This is a genomic window from Gimesia sp., assembly GCF_048260065.1.
Taxonomy (GTDB): domain Bacteria; phylum Planctomycetota; class Planctomycetia; order Planctomycetales; family Planctomycetaceae; genus Gimesia.
In genome coordinates, this window is sequence record NZ_JBLXHC010000012.1 from 21,720 (window position 1) to 40,217 (window position 18,498).

20 protein-coding genes are annotated in these 18,498 nt (G+C 50.7%); 10 read left to right on the top strand and 10 right to left on the bottom strand.

All coding sequences use genetic code 11. The annotated features are described in order from the left end of the window. Positions 1 to 10 precede the first annotated feature (10 nt). From yidD to ACN0YN_RS20935, 4 genes are read right to left on the bottom strand one after another with little or no spacing between them, the layout of a single operon-like run. Entirely contained in the window at positions 11 to 262 is a 252-nt protein-coding gene (gene yidD / locus ACN0YN_RS20920) for a membrane protein insertion efficiency factor YidD (RefSeq protein WP_417386963.1), read from the bottom strand. Next, a complete protein-coding gene (rnpA, locus tag ACN0YN_RS20925; protein WP_417386964.1) occupies positions 262 to 666 on the bottom strand; it encodes a ribonuclease P protein component in 405 nt (134 codons plus the stop codon). The genes yidD and rnpA overlap by 1 nt, the downstream gene beginning before the upstream one ends. After that, entirely contained in the window at positions 663 to 1,106 is a 444-nt protein-coding gene (locus ACN0YN_RS20930; RefSeq protein WP_417386965.1) for a hypothetical protein, read from the bottom strand. The genes rnpA and ACN0YN_RS20930 overlap by 4 nt, the downstream gene beginning before the upstream one ends. A gap of 5 nt (positions 1,107 to 1,111) precedes the next feature. Beyond that, the gene (locus ACN0YN_RS20935) at positions 1,112 to 2,038 is read right to left on the bottom strand and encodes a DnaJ C-terminal domain-containing protein (RefSeq protein WP_417386966.1); all 927 of its coding nucleotides are present in this window, start codon (positions 2,036 to 2,038) and stop codon (positions 1,112 to 1,114) included. 288 nt (positions 2,039 to 2,326) lie between these two features. Here ACN0YN_RS20935 and ACN0YN_RS20940 point away from each other — a divergent pair, with 288 nt between their 5' ends. Both ACN0YN_RS20940 and ACN0YN_RS20945 read left to right on the top strand, forming a co-directional pair. After that, positions 2,327 to 3,694, top strand: a complete 1,368-nt coding sequence (locus ACN0YN_RS20940; RefSeq protein WP_417386967.1) for an ABC transporter permease — start codon at positions 2,327 to 2,329, stop codon at positions 3,692 to 3,694. 55 nt (positions 3,695 to 3,749) lie between these two features. Then, positions 3,750 to 4,436: an ABC transporter ATP-binding protein gene (locus ACN0YN_RS20945; RefSeq protein ID WP_417386968.1), complete on the top strand. Its 687-nt coding sequence runs from the start codon at positions 3,750 to 3,752 to the stop codon at positions 4,434 to 4,436. 105 nt (positions 4,437 to 4,541) lie between these two features. Here ACN0YN_RS20945 and ACN0YN_RS20950 read toward each other — a convergent pair whose 3' ends face one another. Then, complete coding sequence (locus ACN0YN_RS20950) at positions 4,542 to 5,039, bottom strand: hypothetical protein (protein ID WP_417386969.1); 498 nt, start codon at positions 5,037 to 5,039, stop codon at positions 4,542 to 4,544. A 526-nt stretch (positions 5,040 to 5,565) separates the two neighbouring features. Between ACN0YN_RS20950 and argB the strand changes: the two genes are divergently transcribed. Beyond that, positions 5,566 to 6,441 (top strand): acetylglutamate kinase, encoded by an 876-nt coding sequence (argB, locus tag ACN0YN_RS20955; RefSeq protein WP_417386970.1) that lies wholly within the window; start codon positions 5,566 to 5,568, stop codon positions 6,439 to 6,441. A 12-nt stretch (positions 6,442 to 6,453) separates the two neighbouring features. On the opposite strand, the gene ACN0YN_RS20960 is transcribed toward argB, so the two are convergent. Continuing rightward, on the bottom strand, positions 6,454 to 6,939 hold the full coding sequence (locus tag ACN0YN_RS20960) for a hypothetical protein (RefSeq protein WP_417386971.1): 486 nt from the start codon (positions 6,937 to 6,939) through the stop codon (positions 6,454 to 6,456). Then, positions 6,936 to 7,925 (bottom strand): hypothetical protein, encoded by a 990-nt coding sequence (locus ACN0YN_RS20965; protein ID WP_417386972.1) that lies wholly within the window; start codon positions 7,923 to 7,925, stop codon positions 6,936 to 6,938. Before ACN0YN_RS20965 ends, ACN0YN_RS20960 begins: the two co-directional genes overlap by 4 nt. Positions 7,926 to 8,079: 154 nt before the next feature. Here ACN0YN_RS20965 and ACN0YN_RS20970 point away from each other — a divergent pair, with 154 nt between their 5' ends. The 7 genes from ACN0YN_RS20970 (at position 8,080) to ACN0YN_RS21000 (ending at position 14,872) form a co-directional block, all read left to right on the top strand. After that, positions 8,080 to 10,050 (top strand): hypothetical protein, encoded by a 1,971-nt coding sequence (locus ACN0YN_RS20970; RefSeq protein ID WP_417386973.1) that lies wholly within the window; start codon positions 8,080 to 8,082, stop codon positions 10,048 to 10,050. Then, complete coding sequence (locus ACN0YN_RS20975; protein ID WP_417386974.1) at positions 10,047 to 10,718, top strand: ABC transporter ATP-binding protein; 672 nt, start codon at positions 10,047 to 10,049, stop codon at positions 10,716 to 10,718. The genes ACN0YN_RS20970 and ACN0YN_RS20975 overlap by 4 nt, the downstream gene beginning before the upstream one ends. Next, entirely contained in the window at positions 10,715 to 11,893 is a 1,179-nt protein-coding gene (locus ACN0YN_RS20980; protein ID WP_417386975.1) for an ABC transporter permease, read from the top strand. Before ACN0YN_RS20975 ends, ACN0YN_RS20980 begins: the two co-directional genes overlap by 4 nt. Positions 11,894 to 11,904: 11 nt before the next feature. Beyond that, entirely contained in the window at positions 11,905 to 12,855 is a 951-nt protein-coding gene (locus ACN0YN_RS20985) for a metal ABC transporter substrate-binding protein (protein ID WP_417386976.1), read from the top strand. A 5-nt stretch (positions 12,856 to 12,860) separates the two neighbouring features. After that, positions 12,861 to 13,376 carry a GNAT family N-acetyltransferase gene (locus ACN0YN_RS20990; protein WP_417386977.1) on the top strand — a complete coding sequence of 172 codons (516 nt, stop codon included), beginning with the start codon at positions 12,861 to 12,863 and terminating at the stop codon, positions 13,374 to 13,376. A gap of 249 nt (positions 13,377 to 13,625) precedes the next feature. Further along, the gene (locus ACN0YN_RS20995) at positions 13,626 to 13,865 is read left to right on the top strand and encodes a hypothetical protein (protein WP_417386978.1); all 240 of its coding nucleotides are present in this window, start codon (positions 13,626 to 13,628) and stop codon (positions 13,863 to 13,865) included. A gap of 161 nt (positions 13,866 to 14,026) precedes the next feature. Beyond that, positions 14,027 to 14,872 (top strand): TatD family hydrolase, encoded by an 846-nt coding sequence (locus tag ACN0YN_RS21000; RefSeq protein WP_417386979.1) that lies wholly within the window; start codon positions 14,027 to 14,029, stop codon positions 14,870 to 14,872. 69 nt (positions 14,873 to 14,941) lie between these two features. Here the strand turns inward: ACN0YN_RS21000 and mog are convergent, their stop codons facing one another. The 3 genes from mog to ACN0YN_RS21015 all read right to left on the bottom strand — a co-directional run bounded on the left by mog (position 14,942) and on the right by ACN0YN_RS21015 (position 18,489). After that, positions 14,942 to 15,484 (bottom strand): molybdopterin adenylyltransferase, encoded by a 543-nt coding sequence (mog, locus tag ACN0YN_RS21005; RefSeq protein WP_417386980.1) that lies wholly within the window; start codon positions 15,482 to 15,484, stop codon positions 14,942 to 14,944. 150 nt (positions 15,485 to 15,634) lie between these two features. Then, positions 15,635 to 17,101, bottom strand: a complete 1,467-nt coding sequence (locus ACN0YN_RS21010) for a proton-conducting transporter membrane subunit (protein WP_417386981.1) — start codon at positions 17,099 to 17,101, stop codon at positions 15,635 to 15,637. After that, complete coding sequence (locus tag ACN0YN_RS21015; protein ID WP_417386982.1) at positions 17,098 to 18,489, bottom strand: proton-conducting transporter membrane subunit; 1,392 nt, start codon at positions 18,487 to 18,489, stop codon at positions 17,098 to 17,100. Before ACN0YN_RS21015 ends, ACN0YN_RS21010 begins: the two co-directional genes overlap by 4 nt. Between the last annotated feature and the right edge of the window lie 9 nt (positions 18,490 to 18,498).

Sequence of the window (18,498 nt, forward strand, 5' to 3'; positions counted from 1 at the left end):
AAATCGTCGATCAGGGGGGATCATAGCCCCCTGGGTGAAAGGGGTGGCAGCGACAGATTCGCAGGAACCCTTTACAGGATCCTCGGATCGCGCCATATTTTTTGACCGCCTGAATGAAATATTCACTGCAGGTCGGATGAAACCGGCACTGTCTGCCTATCAGATGACTGAGCGTCATCTGGTAAATGCGAACCAGGCCAATCAGTGTCCGGGCAGGAAGCTGATACAGTATGCGACCGATTTGCAGGGCGATCTGTTTCATCAGCCAGACTTTTGCTCCAGACGGCGGTTTAGCTTCTGCGAGAGGTATTTCAGCGACTTCTGATATCCCGTGAGATCTCCTTCCCGATCGGGTCGAGGGACTGCGATCAGGTCGAGGCCGGCTGGTAATTGTGCCTGGATCAGGCGGAATGCCTCGCGGAGCAGTCTTTTCTTTCGCGCGCGTTTGATGGCGTTACCATTTTTTTTTGAGACACTCACACCCAGTCTGGTAATAGTGAGTCCGTTCCGAATCGCAAACAGTAAGAGATTCTGATCGCCGGCCCGCTGTTTTGCCGAATAAATGGCATCGAAATCCTGTTGGCTGCGAATGCGGCGTTCGCTGGGGAAGCCACATGGTTTGACAGTGGAGTTCTGTCGCCGGGGATCGTCATTTGAACCGGTCATGATTCTGGTTTTTCGTCGTCTGTCTCTGCTTCCGTACCGGTTTCTACTGGAACATCAGGTTGTTGTTTTCCAGGGGAATACATCTGGTTCGGGTAGGGACGACGGATCATACTGCGGACGGAATGACCGAACAGGGAGGTAAAAATCAGAATCCCGATCCCGGCTCCTGCCAGCAGCCAGACGATTAAAATCATGACACCCAGTTCCCGCGGACGTTCGTCTTTTTTCGGTTTTTCAGAATCCGGATCGGAAGTTTCCTCTGTCGGGTTGTCGGGCAGATCCACGCCGGACTGTTCAGCAGCTTTACCGGTTGTCGAACCCGCTTCCTGCTCCTGAGCCATTCCTGGCTGGGCTGTCAGAGAGATTGAGAGCAGGCACACACAAAAAAGGAACAGCGAGCTGAGCCACATGCGGGAAGCAGAGAGGAGTTTATACTGCATCGAATTCACCATGCTTTCGATCGAGGAGATTCCTGTTGTAAATCTTTGAGTTGTTCATACAGGGCTTTGGCCTCATCGCTGAGTGTTTTGGGGGCGACGATCTTGATAGCACAAATCTGATCGCCCGTCTGTCTTGACTTCTGATCAATGATCCCTTTTCCCCGCAAACGCAGTTTGCTGCCGCTGGATGTTCCCGGAGGAATGGTGACGGTGACTTCTCCTTCGGTCAAAGTGGGGACATCGACTTTGGCACCCAGCGCTGCCTCGGTGAGTGTAATGGGAACTTCCAGGATCAGGTTACTGCCCTCACGTTTGAAATAGGGGTGAGGCCCCACTTTGAGGGTCAGCAGCAAATCGCCAGCCGGACCACCGTGTACTCCCGGGTTTCCCTGACCACTCAAACGGACGACAGAACCGCTGTCGACGCCAGCCGGGATCTTCACAGTCAGTCGCTCAGAAGTTCCCCCTTTCTGCAGACTGATCTCATGTTCTCCTCCCACGGCTGCCAGGTGGAAGGGAATATCGATGGAGAGGCGTTTGGATTCCCCTTTTTGTGGCCGAGGCTGCGCACGCTTGGATCCTCCTCCACGAAACGCACCGCCGAATAAATCTCCCAGATCGATACCGCCACCACCAAACAGGTCTTCAAAGTCAACAGGGCCTGCTCCGCCGGCAGACTGATAATATCCGCCACCTCCCGGACCTGCCTGCTGAAATGAATGTCCAAACTGGTCGTATTGTTTCCGTTTCTGTTCGTCGCGTAATACTTCGTAGGCTTCCTGAACTTCTTTAAACTTCTGATCAGCCGATTTGTCATCCGGCGCCATATCCGGATGGTATTTGCGCGACAGTTTGCGGTACGCTTTTTTTATTTCGTCAGCGGTTGCGCTGCGGGAAACCCCCAGAATATCGTAATAGTCTCGTTTGCTCATAGATTCGAAATTCGTTTGATGTACCAGGCGTCTAATATTGATCGCGAGCGCCCGCCATGCAGCATGGCGTTTTCGCTCGTTGAATGCTTTCCTGAGAGAGGCTCAACAGGGAGCATTCTACGTTCGAAATTCACTGGTTTTCAAGTTAGCTCAGTCTATAACTGCTTATAAACAGTGCTTTTATTATAAGAATACGAATCAAATTGATTCATTGATGGATCTGATCTGCGTAGAATGCCACTACCCTGCACAGCCTGAATCGAATCTACTCTTCGGAAAACTGCTTCCATGTTAAAATTTGCGATTAAAAATCTTCTGAGCCGCTCACTTCGCTCTTTTTTGTGTTTAATGGGTTTAACGATAGCCATTGCCGGGATGGTGGGCCTGTTTTCCATCGCAGGAGGGCTGGAAGAGACTGTTTCGCAGACCTTTGGAAAAATATCGGGGATCGTAGCCATGCAGCCCGGCGCGCCCATCCCGTTGTTTTCGCGGATTCCACGTTCCTGGGGTACAGAGATCAAAGAAGTGCCTGGTGTGGCGATTGTTAACTCGGAAATCTGGTCCCGGGTGAATCTGATTGAAGGGAAACCCGTGATCAGTCCGCCTCGCTTTCTGTTTGGAACCGATCTGCCCACGCGTTTAGAGTTGAAACATGGGATCTATCGCGAAGCGATTTATGAAGGCCGATTTCTGACTCTGGAAGATCGTGGCACATTGAATACGGTAATCAGCCGACAGATCGCCGAACAGCATCACAAACAGATCGGGGATCAGATTGAAGTGAATGGTCAGACAATGCACATCGTTGGTCTTTATGAGTCGGGTTCGATTCTGTTGGATATTGCCATCATTCTGGATATTGATGTTGTACGCGAAATTACTCGGTTTGATCCGGACAGTGTGAGTTGCTTTTACATCGAACAGTCGGGAACTGTTCCCAACGAGCAACTGGTTCAGGCAATCAAGGATCGGTTCCAAGGACGCGAACTCGCTTCCTGGCAGCCGGCTTCCCTGGCTCTGGCCAGTTCGTCAAATACCAATATCCTTCAAGATTTCATGACGGCGATTGACGAGACCTTAAAAGGGAAATCTACAGAGAACAATCCCACGCAAAAAAAACTCACTGACAAAAAAGAGGGGGACAGGATCGCGAAACCGGCAATCGCAGAACTTAAAACGGAATCTGATTCTGAGTCAGCAGAAAGTGGGCTGGAGGTTCGTTCTGCCTCCGACTGGGGCGAACGCCTGGATACGTTTACTGCGGACCTGGATATTTTTCTGGGCCTGATGACAGGGATCGGTGTGTTGATTGCGATGCTGAGTATTATCAACACGATGCTGATGAGTGTCATGGAGCGGGTCGTAGACTTTGGGATCCTGAAAGCCAATGGCTGGTCGAATCGGGATGTGATGCTGCTGATTACCGCGGAAAGCTCTCTGCTGGGAGTGCTGGGGGGCATCCTGGGAGGAATCCTGGGACTGATCGCCATCGCCGTCGTCAACTGGAAGTTCGCCAGCCAGGTGCACCTGTATGCCAGCCCGGGATTACTGTTGTTTGGTGTCTTCTTCAGTACTCTGCTCGGCGTGCTGGGCGGGCTCTATCCAGCAATCTGGACCACACGCATGACTCCCATCGATGCCATTCGCCGCGGTTGAAGCCTATTTGCTTCTGCTATGACTGATTCTCTGAATTCAGAAAGTGTTGATTGAGATGATTGAAGTTCGAAACGTAAAGAAGATTCATCAGAGTGGTGAAACCGAAGTCCATGCATTACAGGGAGTGAGTTGTCAGTTTCCCGGCCAGAAGTTTTCATTCATTCTGGGGCCGTCCGGCAGTGGCAAGAGTACTCTGCTGTATCTGATGGGAGCGCTGGATACCCCTTCTGCTGGTGAGATCTTCGTCCAGAACCGATCTCTGTCTGCACTCAATCAGAATGAACGCGATATCTACCGCCGGGACAAAGTCGGGTTTGTATTTCAGAACTTCAATCTGCTGAAAAATCTGAATGCACTGGAAAATGTGCTGGCCCCCTATCTGCCTCAGGGAGTGACGGCGGAGCAGAGACAACGTGCCGAAGCACTGCTGCAGCAGGTCGGTCTTGGCAATCGGCTGACACACCGCCCCAGTCAGCTCTCGGGGGGAGAGCAGCAGCGAGTGGCAATCGCCCGCGCGCTGCTAAAACGGCCACTTCTGATTCTGGCCGACGAACCGACGGGGGAACTCGATACCAGAACCGGGAAGGAAATCTTCGACTGTCTGCGCGAGATGAGTGCAGAATACAAAACGACGGTAGTGATCGTCACTCACGACGAGCGCTATATCCAGGATTCAGATTTCATTCTTCGCTTACGTGACGGGAAAGTGGCAGAGGAAGAGACGCTCGAGTCGGTGGAATAAAAAAACAGCTGCGATCCCCAAGTGATGAATCGCAGCTGTTCGCGTCGCAATGATGTTTCTTTTTAATCTGTGGGTGCCGCTGTCACGTTAGCGAGGTATCGTAGCTCAGACGGTGTCGATTTTACCGTCGTGCGTTTTGCGAAAGCCGGGTCCTGCCTCTTCGGGAGGAGTGGCATAAACATTCAGACGCACAATCTCCAGATCAGTCAGGTGTCCTTCAATTGTGATGTAGGCAGATGAGGAATCACTGGTCGTCACTGAGTCAGACTGTTCCAGAAAGTTAAAGTGGAACCGGTTGACCGATTCGAAACGATCCAGGAGTTGTAATAAATCAAACTGGAAGCTGGCAGCGATGAACTGTCCGTCCCGCTGTCCTCCTACGATTTCTGTGCTGCCGAGAAACAGGCCCACTTCCCAGCATTCTTCTGTAAACTGACAGTCGAAGCCGACGCGGCCGACTTCGTCAAAAGGATTAAAAATATCGGCGATCTCATCGACAAATTCATTGATCCATGAGGGGCGACAGTTAATGTTAGATGGTTCTGAAGCAAAGTTTTCCATTTGTTTCATCAGGTGTTGAATCGGCAAGTGTGAGTGGGCCAACGTTGTTTCTCCGTCTCGGTCTTTGGGGGTCTCTGAGTTGTTGACAGGCAATGCAGCATGGTGAGTGAAAATTCTCTCGTTCTGTAGAGTTATGTATCGGGGAAATCCCTGGAAGGTCCACACAACATTTCGTGGCTTCTGAAGAGATGGCTTGTATCGGGTGTATGTCGGTGCAAAATTGCCGAAGCGGACTGTCGTGCCATTCTCTCTACTTGCCGGGACAGTATTGATCAGTCCGATTGTGAAGCCTGTCAGTGGTTCGATTCAAGTTGGATTATGCCAGATCAGCGATCAGAAAACCGGTAGAAATCCTGATTTAAGATGATTGCAGTTGAAGTTGAGATAAAAATGATATTTCCGGTGCAAAAAAACGAAATCCGCTGCTCTGATCTGTTCAGCAGGCTGGAAATTCCGATGTCGCCACCGACTGGTTTGACAGTGACTTCAAGACACTTACAATAGCCTGCTTGTCACAGGGTAACAAATCTGAAACTGTTGATGTGTCCGGAAGGGTGAAAGGTTCATTGTGGAAGATGCCGTTCGTAAAGCAGCTGTATTGATTGAAGCGTTGAGCTGGATTCGCCGGTTTCGAGGCCGTTATGTCGTCATCAAACTCGGAGGGAGTGCTCTGGAAGAAGAGGCTGCCGTCAAAAGTTTTCTGACGGACGTGATCTTCATGCGGACAGTGGGCATGCATCCGATCCTGGTACACGGGGGCGGAAAAACGATCAGCCAGGCTATGAACTCAGCCGGTATTGAGCCACGTTTCGTGAATGGACGCCGCTTTACGGATGAACAGACACTGGAAATCGCCACCGATGTGCTTGCCAATCAGATCAGCGCCTCGCTGGTAAAGGAAATCGAGTCAAAGGGAGCAAAAGCGGAAGCCCTGCATTTTGGTACTCGAAACTGTCTGCGCGGAGAGCAGTTGACCCTGCAGGCGGAAGATGGATCGGCCGTCGATCTCGGGCATGTGGGATATGTGACTGACGTCGATCAGGATCTGCTGGCGGAAGTCTGTCAGTCCGATGCGATTCCGGTGATTCCGTCGGTCGCCCTGGATGCAACCGGTCAGAAACTCAACGTCAATGCCGATACCGCAGCGGCGGCTCTGGCCCGGATTCTGAAAGCGGAAAAGCTGGTGTTTCTGAGCGATGTGCCCGGTATCTTTCTGGATCGGCACGATCCGGAAACACTGGTTTCTCATCTGGAGACGCAACGCTGCCGTGCTCTGATTGCTGATGGGACCATCGATGCGGGAATGGTTCCCAAGGTTGATGCTGCCCTGGAAGCACTTGCCAGCGGTGTGGGAAAAGTGCATATCGTTGACGCCCGGCTCCCGCATTCGATTCTACTGGAAATCTATTCCGATAAAGGGATCGGGACTGAGATTGTCAAATAAGTGATTCCGGGTTTATTGATCGGGAGACGCATCTGAGGTTGCCGCCGGGTTTGGATCCGAAAATCCGATTTCCGGATGTCTGATCAGACCTCCCCAGTGAGCGGCGGCACTCCAGAAGCCGGCGATGCCAATCGTACCTGCCAGGATGACTGCACGTTGCCAGCGGGGGATTTTTTCTCCCTGAAAGCCCTGAATCAAGGCATTTCCCACGACCATTGCCAGCACCACCATCGCTAACAGACAGGAGCGTGCGAGAATCGCATGGAATTCCACCGTCTCAGTATTCAGCTTGACTTGCTGTTCCAGCATTTCGTAAGCGAGTGGACCGGAAAAGTAAGCGACTGTCGCGACCAGCAATACTGTCAATAAGAGCCAGCAGCAGATTTTAAACAGACGCTCATCGCGAAAGATCCACGCGAGTACGAGCAGGATTGATAACCCCCAGCAGCCAATGATGGGGACGTGTACCGTCATCAGATGGATCTGAGCGGCGTTCATTTTCGACCTGTCTCGATGGCTTTACTCGGATCGACGCCTTTGTCGACCTGGCTGTAATCGAGCTCGCTGCCTCCCATACTATGTGGAATGAGGTAGCAGACCGTCATCACGATTGTGGCAATCAATACGGCAAAGCGTCCGATGGTCGTATTTTTCTTCTTTGGGTTAAGCCCGATCACAGAGCAGCCAAAGACCCAGGCGAGGAACATGAACAGCATTTTGTTGTCGGTCCAGTCCCCTCCCAGGGGAAAGCCGGTCCAGTATTCACCGAAGGCATATTTCTGCACCATCGGTCCCAGGATCATGCCTCCGACAGTCATGCCGCAGAGAGTCGCCCAGGCCAGTTGACGCATATTGTACGGAGCGAAAAGGGCAGCCAGGCCGGAACGCATTCCCAGGAGAATCGAAAGAATCATCAAAGTGATATGGGGAATCAGGACACCATCCGGGACAGGATCTTTAAAGCGGATGATGACGTTTTCGTTTTTATTCTCAGGCAGCCGCATAGACTGGCCGGCGATTTCTGCTTCGATGTAATATTCCAGCTTACCCGCAGCGGGCTGTTTGGGGAGGTCCCCTTCGAGTTGCGTTCTGCTCTCCGTTGTTTCCACTTTCATGGGGATCGGGGTGAATTCGTCGTTGGTTCGAAATCGCTTAAAGTAGAGAGTGGCGGTTGCTGTTTTGGCGTCTGGTGCGGGGATGGGAACTTCAACCGTGGCATCGCCCGTTGATTCATGAGTTCGAATAAGTTTCGCGACGATATTTCCCGTTACCGGTACCTTCATAGGATAAGTGGGACCGGTGGCGCGCTGATAAATCATAGCGGAGGCGGCCAGGATCACTGCCAGAAACCAGAGTGCGGTGCGTTTCAGCAACCGGGCTTTCTCGGGCGGGGGGAGTTCCGCGGTAACTTCTTGTGTTTCATTGGCTTCGGGCTGATCTGATTTCTGGTTTTCTTCCATCGGAGTCCCTTTTTTCTCAAGCATCGTGAATTCTTTATTCGTAGTGTCTTATAAGCAGGCCACGATTGCAATTCTATACTGTGTCTCGGTAGGATCAAATAGTACAGAAATGTAACAAAACCTGCCCGATCGACACTCTCCTTACTGATTTACAATCATTCTGCTGCGAATTTCAAATATGACCATGCGAGTTGCCAAAACAGTCTGCGATCCTGGAAGGCTGCCTGGCTCAAAAAATCGTTTACAACTCTGCCTGCTGTTCTGTCTGGCTCTGGTGATCAGTGGTCTGGTTCCTGCGACGAGTCATGCACATCCGATTTCAGTCAGTCAGGAAAATGTGTACGTCAAGCGGGACAAAGTTCTGATTTCGATGCAGATCTATGTCGAAGATCTGTACTTCTTTCAGAAACTGGAACCCGACGAACAGAACATTGTATCCCAGGCAAAAATCAAAAAAGCAATTGAACAGCATAAACAGTTTCTACTGGATCGTCTGCAGGTACGCGATATCAATGGAGAAAGACTGCAGGGGAAAGTAGTTTCGGTCGATGACTCGTCGGTGAAACCGGAAGGGGTTGCCATGAGCGACCTGATGCAGTTTACGCTGGTCTTCGAGCTGGAGTTTCCTCTGAAAACGCCTCCCGAGTTTCTGACCTTCAGCCAGGAACTGGTTGATTCCAGCGCAGGTTTTCCGGCCCTGGTTCAGTTCAATCTGAAACAGGAAGGCTCTGAAACACCATACGCCGTTTCCATGAAGCCCCGCGAGCCACAGACCATTCGATTCAACTGGGATCATCCTCCCCTGGCCCCGGATGCGTCAGAAGCAGACTGGCAGAAGTGGCTCAAAGATCGACGCGAAGAGACTTTGGGGATTACCAGCTATGGGACGATCTATTCGTTTCTGTATATTGAGGATTTTGAAGTCAGGCATGAAATTCTGATTCCGCTGGCGACGCTGGAGTCATTTTTCACTTTGGATAAAAAAGATCCGGACTTTCTTTCGGTGGCAGAGCAGGAAGCATCCCGTGATAAAATTGCAGAGTATTTTGCCAAAGCGAATCCCATTGAGATTGATGGTATTACGGTCAAGCCGGTTATCTCCCGGCTCGATTTTTATGGACTTGATTTCAAAGACTTCGCGAAACCGGCAGAGAAAAAGCGGGTCAGTGTTGCGAATGCCCGTGTGGGGATTATTCTGACCTACAGCACCAAAGGGACACCTGATACGGTCAAAGTCACCTGGGACATGTTTAACCGTAGTGTCTGGAGTGTGGAATCGGTCTGTTTTGCCTTTGATGAATCTTTCAGACCGGTCTTCTCCAAACTGGAGCGGAATAGTGAATTTCAGTGGAATAACCCGGGACGAAAAGTCAGCCTCGATGTGAACCCGGTTGCTGTCACACTACAGCCACGTCCCCTCTGGACGATTCCGGTGGTGAGTGGTCTGGGATTTCTATTATGTGTGATGATGTGTCTGAGCCAGGTTCGACGAAAAAACTCACGCAAGAGGACATTGACAGTTGCTGGTGTGGTGTTTCTGGTCAGTCTGCTTTGTCTCCCCCTGGCTCAGGTCAGTTTTGCCAGCCCGTTGCAACCTGTTCCTGAAATTTCTGGAGAGAAAGCAGAAGTCGTTTTTAAAACGCTGCATAAGAATATCTACCGATCGTTTGATTATCATACTGACAGTGATGTCTTTGATGCCCTAGCCAAAAGTGCCGAGGGTTCGTTTCTGGAGACGCTGTATCGACAGATTAACCAGAGCCTGAAAATGCAGGAGCAGGGAGGTGCGATTTCACGAGTGACTGATGTCAACTGGGAGTCTATCGAACTTCAGCCGAGACCAGGTCCGGAAGTAGAAGGTTCTCTGGATGAACGCAGTTTCGCAGTGAAGGCGACCTGGACTGTCGCAGGCACAGTCGAACACTGGGGACACATTCATACGCGGACCAACAAGTATGAGGGGATCTTTTTTCTGGAACCGGTGGACGGCGTCTGGAAACTGACCGGCATGGAACTGCTGGATGAAGAGCGATTGCCCTTTAAGACCAGACTGCGTGAAGTGAAAGTGGAAACGCCTGTAGAGGAAACTCCAGTCGAAACATCGGAGCCGGCTCCCTCCAAAAAGACCGCTGATAAGAGTTCACCATGATCCGCCTGCAACAGATCCAGTTTCGCTACCCGCAATCTCCGTTTCAGCTGAGTATTCCTCAACTGGAATTCAAGGATGCAGAAAAGGTAGCGGTGGTCGGTCCCAGTGGATGTGGGAAAACGACGTTACTGAATCTGATTTCAGGTATCCTGGTCCCCGATCAGGGGACTCTCATTTCCTGCGATCTTGACTTGAAGACGCTCGATGACAGTCAGAGACGCGTTTATCGAATCTCCAAAATCGGATTTGTCTTTCAGGAATTTGAGTTAATCGACTACCTGAATGTCCGCGAAAATATTCTGCTTCCGTATTTTATCAATCAGGCGTTGAAGCTGGATCAAAGCGTGCAGGAACGCGCACGCGAGCTGGCGGCTTCCATGCAGATCGATCAATATTTAACAGGACGGATCGATCAGATCTCGCAAGGGGAACGACAGCGTGTCGCCATCTGCCGGGCTCTGTTGCCTCAACCTGAGATCCTGTTAGCCGATGAGCCGACCGGGAATCTTGATCCCGCCAACAAGCGATTGATTCGTGATCTGCTGCTGGAGCATGCCACGCGGACCAACGCGACACTGATTATGGTGACACACGATGATCGGTTGTTAGACCAGTTTGATCGTACGATTGACATTGAAGAGTTCCACGAGGTGATCACAGCGTCATGAGTGGAATTTTCCGGCTGACAATCCGTTATCTGCTTTATAATAAGCTGAAGACAATCACGCTGGTTTTGTGTGTCTCACTGGCGATTTTATTGCCAGTGCTGCTGCAGTTTGGGATATCCCAGTTCGAACGCGATCTGATGGCCCGCGCCAACGCAACACCTCTCGTGGCCGGGATTAAAGGAAGTCGTTTCGATCTGGCATTACAGAGCATGTATTTCAGTCAGGCGGACCTGGAATCGACGACCATGCAGGAAGTGGAAACCATCCAGGAAACAGGTTATGCGCTGCCAATCCCACTGGCGGTCCGTTTTACTGCACAGACTGCACCCGTTGTGGGGACCACGCTGGATTATTTTGAGTTTCGCAAACTGAAGATTGCTGAAGGTTCCAGTCTGCAGCGACTGGGCGACTGTGTAGTCGGCTCGAATGTCGCTGAGAGACTGCAACTCAAGCCCGGGGACCGACTGATGTCTGATCCCTTGAATGTCTTTGATCTGTCCGGCAATTACCCACTCAAGATGCGGGTCGTGGGAGTGCTGGAGAAAGCCTATTCCCCGGATGACGATGCCGTCTTTGTCGATCTGAAGACGGAGTGGATTATTTCTGGAATCGGACACGGCCATCAGAGTATCGATGCGAAAACGGATAAAAATCTGGTCTTACAACAGCAGGGACAAAGCACTGTCGCTAACGCTGCGGTTCCCCAGTTCAATGAAGTGACCGAACAGAATCTGGCGTCATTCCACTTTCATGGAGAGATTGAGTCGTTCCCCGTGACCTCGATCATCCTGGTTCCCTATGATCCGAAATCGGAAGTTCTGCTGCTGGGGATGTATGATACGAACGCGTCCTCAATCCAGCTGATTCGCCCGGTCGAGATTGTGAATGAGTTACTGCAACTCGTATTTCGCGTCAAACAGCTGTTCGATGCGAATACTCTGCTGGTGTCGATCTCGGTTGGCTTACTGCTGACGCTGGTGTTTATCCTGTCTTTGAGATTACGCAAGCGGGAAAGGCAGACGATGTTTCAACTGGGCTGCAGTCGGTCCACCATCTGGAAGCTGCAGTTGACGGAACTCGGTTTCATCCTGGCTGGCAGTCTGATTATCGTGACTCTGCTGACTGTGGTTCTGCGAGTGTATATTCATCAGATAATGCGAATGTGGTTTATTTAGTGGTGTTCAAGATGCGACCTTTGATTTCAAAAATTGTACTGCTCACTCTGGTCTTTTTTTCCGGCTGCCAGCCAGCAGCTAACGAAGCAAAGCAGCAGGAGACGAATCAGGGCCCCCGACTGGTGGTCGTGGTCAATTACCCGTTGCAATTTATCGTGGATTCACTGTCAGGCCCCGAATTTCAGATTCTGAATCCGGTTCCTCCGGATGAGAATCCGGAAACCTGGCTGCCTGGCGATGCAACAATCCAGACGATACAGCAGGCGGATCTGATCGTGACAAACGGTGCCGACTTTGCGGACTGGGTCAAAAAGCTTTCCCTACCTCGTTCCAAAGTATTGAGAACCTCGCTGGCACTCAAAGATGCTTTGATTACCGTCCCCGATTTTGAGGTGCACAGTCACGGCTCGGGTGGAGCCCATTCGCACGCGGGCACAGTCGCTTTTTTCTGGCTTGATCCCCGGTTGATGGCAAGGCAGGCGGAAGCGATTGCCGAACGATTAATCCAACTGGATCCCGAATCGGAAAAAACGATCAGAGCCAATCTGGAAAAGCTGAACGCTTCACTGAAACCGTTGAATCAGCAGCTGGATCAGATTCAGGCAGAATATCCGGGATTGAACTGGTATTCCCGCCGGCCCGTATATCAGTATCTGGCGAAACGATGTGACTGGACGATGCATCATCTGCACTGGAAGTCGATTTCAAAACCGAACCAGGAGGACTGGAAACAGCTCCAGTCTTTACAGGAACAACAGAAACTTTCGCTGATGCTGTGTGAATCGGAGCCTGATGAAGAGGTCATCACCAGATTAAAAGATCAGGGGATCAGTGTCTTTGCACTGAATCCGCTGACGGTCGCACCGGCGAACGGGGATTATGTCAGTAACATGCAGCAGCAGCTGACTCATTTACAAATGTTTCTGAATCAGCAGAAAAAGAGTCCTCCATCAGAGAAATAATTGCGATGCAGATACGCTTTGAAAATTCATCTGACAGTGCCGCGATCCGAACAGTCCACGAAGCGGCGTTCGGTCAACCTGCAGAAGCCGATCTGGTGGACCGCTTAAGAACCGAATGTTCAGAAGCGGTTTCGCTGGTCGCAATCGGAGAAGATCAGCAACTGCTGGGACACATCCTGTTTACCCCGGCAAAGATTGAGTATACAGACGGTTCGGAGGTTCACGGGTGGGGGCTGGCTCCCCTGGCGGTCTTGCCGGAGTTTCAAAATCAGAGTGTCGGGTCTCAATTGACACACGCTGGTTTACAGGAGTTGGAGCAACGCGGTCAACGGTTTGTGATAGTGTTGGGGCATCCGGAATATTATCCGCGATTTGGCTTTGAAACCGCATGGCAGTATGGACTTACATGTGACTTTGCCGGTGAAAACAGGGAGGTGTTTATGATTCATTTTCTGGGACAGAACCCTTTTCCAGACAAGCCGGGAAAGGGACTCTATCATCCAGTTTTTTACTCCCCGTAATTAGTACGACTGATGCATCTATACTGAAATTTTGTGTCCGCTTTCGGGGAAAGTGAGTTGAACTCAGTTGAGGGAGTAGGAAGTACCGATGTAAGGTATATAATAAGGAGTGACTCATTGAATCCGGGATCGGGTTCTTGATGCGTTTTTCGAAACCGCTTGCACTTACAATGCAATGCTGCAGATTCGTTAAGAACGCTTGTGTATCATCAAGGAGCTTCACCAGACGTAAAAATCCGAAAGGTTTAAATGATGCAAACAGCTTTAAAGGTTTTGGATCGAGAATTTCTCGAAGCCCGTTGTGCCCTGGTCGAACTTGCTGCGACTCTGGATCGCATTGACCGGGCTCACGATCATGAAGAAGGGACTGGCACCTTCCAGGATCCCCGACTGGATCTCCTGAGTGAGGCAATCGCTCTTTTGCAGGAGAAAAGTCATCTGCCCAATCGATCGGAGCGGATGCTGTTGCTCTTCTCAGATCTCGACTAGTGTCTTATCAGACCTGGAAGGGCATACTGGCCCAAATGGTCCGCATGCTCGTGGGCGTGCTCGCCTGACATTGACCAGCCATCAAGACAGGATTGATGGACCACGAGTCGAACCGAATTCCTCCCTCCCCGCTTTAATCAGAATTTATCAGTGAGACGATTATGCAAATCATTCAACCTCATTATCACGCGATTGCCCGAACTGCTCAGGACTACGAACGCATGGCCATGTCCGGCGTCGTTGCCGTTGCTGAACCTGCATTCTGGGCCGGCTTTGACCGCCTCTATCCGGAAACATTTCTGGATTACTTTCACCAGATCAGCGAATTCGAGCCAACGCGTGCTGCCGAATATGGCATCAAACATTACTGCTGGGTTGCCGTGAATCCTAAAGAAGCAGAGAACCCGGAACTCAGCCGCGAAGTGCTCAAGCATATGCCTGAGTTTTATAAGAAACCGACCGTACTGGGAGTGGGTGAAATCGGTTTTCACAAAACAACCAAAAACGAAGAAGAAATCTTCGAAGCTCAGGTCGAACAGGCTATCAAATACGATCAGCTGATTCTGATTCATACTCCCCACCTGGGGGATAAAGTGCGGGGCACGAAACGGACCCTGGAAGTCCTGTCTCACATGAATGTGAATCCGGAACGGGTCTGGATTGACCATGTCGAAGAGCATACCATTCGCGAGCCTCTGGAAGCAGGTTACTGGGTCGGATTTACTTTGTATCCCATTACCAAGTGTACTCCTAAACGGGCCGTTGACATGCTGGAAATGTACGGTCACGAGCGGATTCTGGTGAACTCCTCAGCCGACTGGGGCCCCAGCGATCCTTTCACACTACAGGAGTGTGTCGTGCAGTACCGGGCGCGCGGGTATTCCGTTCAGGATGCTATCGAAGTGTTCCATAACAATCCGGCTCGATTCCTGGGACAGAACCCCAAGTTTGATATCAAGCCCGTTCGACTGGAAACGATTGAAGAGAACAGTGCCAACCTGGTTTAAAGTTTGGCTATAAAATGAATCTGAAAACAGGAGTGGTAGTTTTCTACCGACTCCTGTTTTTTATTGCGCCTATTTCTTTTTAGGACGAAATGCTTTCAGGCGTGCTTCATCTGTTTCCAGAAAGGGGCCTTCCAGCAGATCGATACAGTAAGGCACAGCGGGGAAAACGGCGTCCAGACATTCCTGAATCGCTTTGGGTTGTCCGGGCAGGTTGATGATCAGCGTGCCTCCTCGAATCACTGCTGTCTGGCGTGACAGGATGGCCGTCGGGACTTTTTCCAGTGAGACTTTTCTCATCAATTCACCGAAACCCGGCATCTCTTTTTCAGAAACCGCCAGTGTTGCTTCGGGGGTGATATCCCGCTTCGCCGGGCCAGTGCCTCCTGTGGTTACAACCAGGCAGCACTGCTCTTGGTCGCAGAGTTCTTTCAGAGTCTCCGTGATCGTCTCCAGTTCATCAGGAATCACGCGTGCGACAGGCAGCCAGTCGCTGGTCAGGACTTCTGAAAGGTAGTCCTGGATCGCAGGGCCGCCGCGGTCTTCATATTCACCACTGCTGGCACGGTCGGAAACCGTTACAATTCCAATGCGGGCAATCTCTGCATGTGTCACAGGAAGACTTTCTGTTAACAAAATAATACTTGGCTTCTGCTGCAATACCTTATAATCGTGCAGCCAGATTCGCAAGCCTGCTCACCCAGGTTACGGGCTCGTCACAGGAACCATTTTGAAACGAAATTGGTTTACCTTGTTTCAGGCTGTTTACAAGCTGATCAAAGGTGGTTGATCAGCAGGTCGCCCTGCTTCACTGATCTTTTCCTCTGAATTAGCATGGCGAAAAACGGTTTCACGCAGCTGGATCATTTCTTTGGCTGCATGGTAGCGAGACGAAATACCAGGTTGTGGATATAGTCCTCCACCCAGAATCAGTGCGACCAGTATTAGAATTGCGACATGTTCAGGAACGCGCACGCGCAGCGAGATAGACGCGACATGGCGCGCCCCCGTAAAGACGCGAAAGTAGGCCCGTAGGATGGCAATACTATTGAGAGCTGTGGCAATCAATACTGCTGTTCCAATTAACGGGTAAACTTCAATGGCCCCTTCAACGAGCAGTTCGGTTGCGATGAAACCCAGTGTGCCGGGAAAACCGATGGAGGCGAGGCCTGTAACGAGAAATAATGCCGCCAGTGTTGGCGTGTGTTCATAGAGTCCATGATATGCTGTAAGAGAAATTTTCCCAATGCGGGCTTCCACTGATCGAAAGGTTAATGCGAAACCCGCCAGAGAAATACCTACAGAAATCCAGACACATAGTCCACCGGTCAAACCCAGGGGAGTTGCCATTTCCAGTCCTACCAGTACCAGAGATGAATGGCTTAGAAACAGATAGCAGAAGAATCGCCGGGCTTCTTTTTGTACTAATGCCATTCCAGCTGCATAGACTGCTGTCGTAAGGGAAATCAGAGCGATTCCCTGCAGAGCCCAGGCAGGTGCGATGGGGTACACCAGTCTCATCACGGCGTATGCACCTGTCATGGGCGTGACAAACAGCAAGGCCGTTCCAAACGTCACTTTTTCAAACAGATCTGTCATCCAGCAGTGGAGTGGTACGATTCCACTGCGCAACAGTGCGGCAGTGGTGAGCAGCGCGCCGGCCACCAGAGAGATGGCACCATGCGTATCTCCGAAACCAGACAGAATTCCTCCAGATACCAGTAAGGCGATAAACAGGCCCATATGGAGTACGTAAACTCGAGGGGATTCTCTGTTGGTTTTCATTTCCAGGTAAGGGGGGATTGTTGCCACTGAAAGTAAGCAGATAATCACCCAGGGCTCTCTACTACTGAGTGTGGCGAATAGAATCGCTTCCGATAGCAGAGTACTGCTGAAAGAGAAACGGTGCCCTTTCGTTTTTAAGGTTGAAAGAACGGTCAGTAGATAAAGCAGGGCAGCTAGAGGAAGTAACGGGGCACTCAATTCGTCTACAGTAAAGATGTCTCTGTTCCACAGGAGTTTTGTGAGACTGAATTGGTCTGTTGCCTCAAAAGTCTGTAGCATCATGAAATCTACCCAGCCACCGACGGCAGTCAGAAAAACCAGTGCGCAGGTGATGAGACAGCGTTTGTAGGCGATGTCACGATTCTTAGTGAATTTAAGCCAGAGTGAACCAGCCAGAGAAATCAGGATCGAAATTTCCATCCAGGCAAAGTGAAGTTCAGGAATCATAGGTACTCCTCCATTGATTCGGAACGTGTTTTGATCGGGGCCGATTCATTGGGGTCTTCGCCTGAAAGCAGCTTGTTCCAGCGGCGTTCCATTCTGTCACACCAGCTGAAAACAGAAATGAAAGGACCGACGATGAACTGATTGCTCATGGCGTCCAGGTATCCACGTTCGAGCGCAAATCGATAAAGTCGATGTCGATATCGATCTGGGATCACACGAATCAGGAAAGATTTTTTTTGTGAAAGATGCGAGCCAATGGCATTTTCCAGCGTGTGATAATCGTGCAGTAAAGTAGGGGCTCTCAATAGTTGTAGTGTTCGCAGGCAGGCGTGGCCGATGATGTGGATCAATGCAATGTATCGAAGCCCACAGCCGATTTCGACAACAATGATGCTCACCTGGGTGAGAGACGCGAAGGCTAGAGCACTTTTAATATCGGTCTGTACCCGGGCAACGAGGGTTCCATAGATTGCTGAAATCAACCCGAGTGAGATAACGGCAATTCTTAAAGTCAAAGACAGTTCAAGAATCGGACTGACACGTAACAGCAGATAGGCTCCCAGGTGAACAGAAAGAGAGCCATAGAAAATTGCGCTGGATGGTGTTGGTCCTTCCATGGCGCGAGGCAACCAGCTGGAGAAGGGGACAAGGGCAGACTTTCCGGCGGCGGCAATCAATAAAAGTATCCCGACCATCAGAGCATGTTGTTCAGAAATCGTCGCGTGCCCATCCGGCCAGGATCCGGTTCCCATCAGACCTACGAAATCGCCCGCACCCGTCAAATGATGCAGCGTCATTGCGGCCAATAGAAATGCTGCATCCGCAATCCTGTATATTGTCCAGATCCGCATTCCATTTCGAACGGGGTTGAGCTTTTCATGAAAAAAAGCAACGAGTAATGCTGAGGACAGACCAACGAGTTCCCAGCCAAAAAAGAGTGTTTCAATCGTGCCTGCCAGAGAAGAGACCACCATCCCGAGTAGAAAAATTGAATAACAGACAAAGAAGCGATTGTAGCCTGGTTCGCGATGCAGGTAACGGCTGGCAAATGCACCTACAGTCCCACACAGGATAAAAGAGAGAATACAGAAAGGTATCGAGAGGCGGTCGAAAATAAATTTTAAATGAAAGTGAAAATGCTGTTCGGGAATGACAACCCAGTTACCAAGTTCAATGGGGACGTATCGTATTCCCAGTGTCAGCATCAGTCCCAGGATGATCATCGACGCAAACAGGCCAATCAGAACCATCGTCTGTGTGACTCGGGCGATCAGACGCTCTCCGATGGGTTTGTCCATCAGAGAAGTGATACCGAAGACCGCGAACAGGAGTGCAGGGCTGGCCACTACGCAGACGCCTAAAAAGTAAAAAACAGTTTCAGTATTCATGTTGATCCA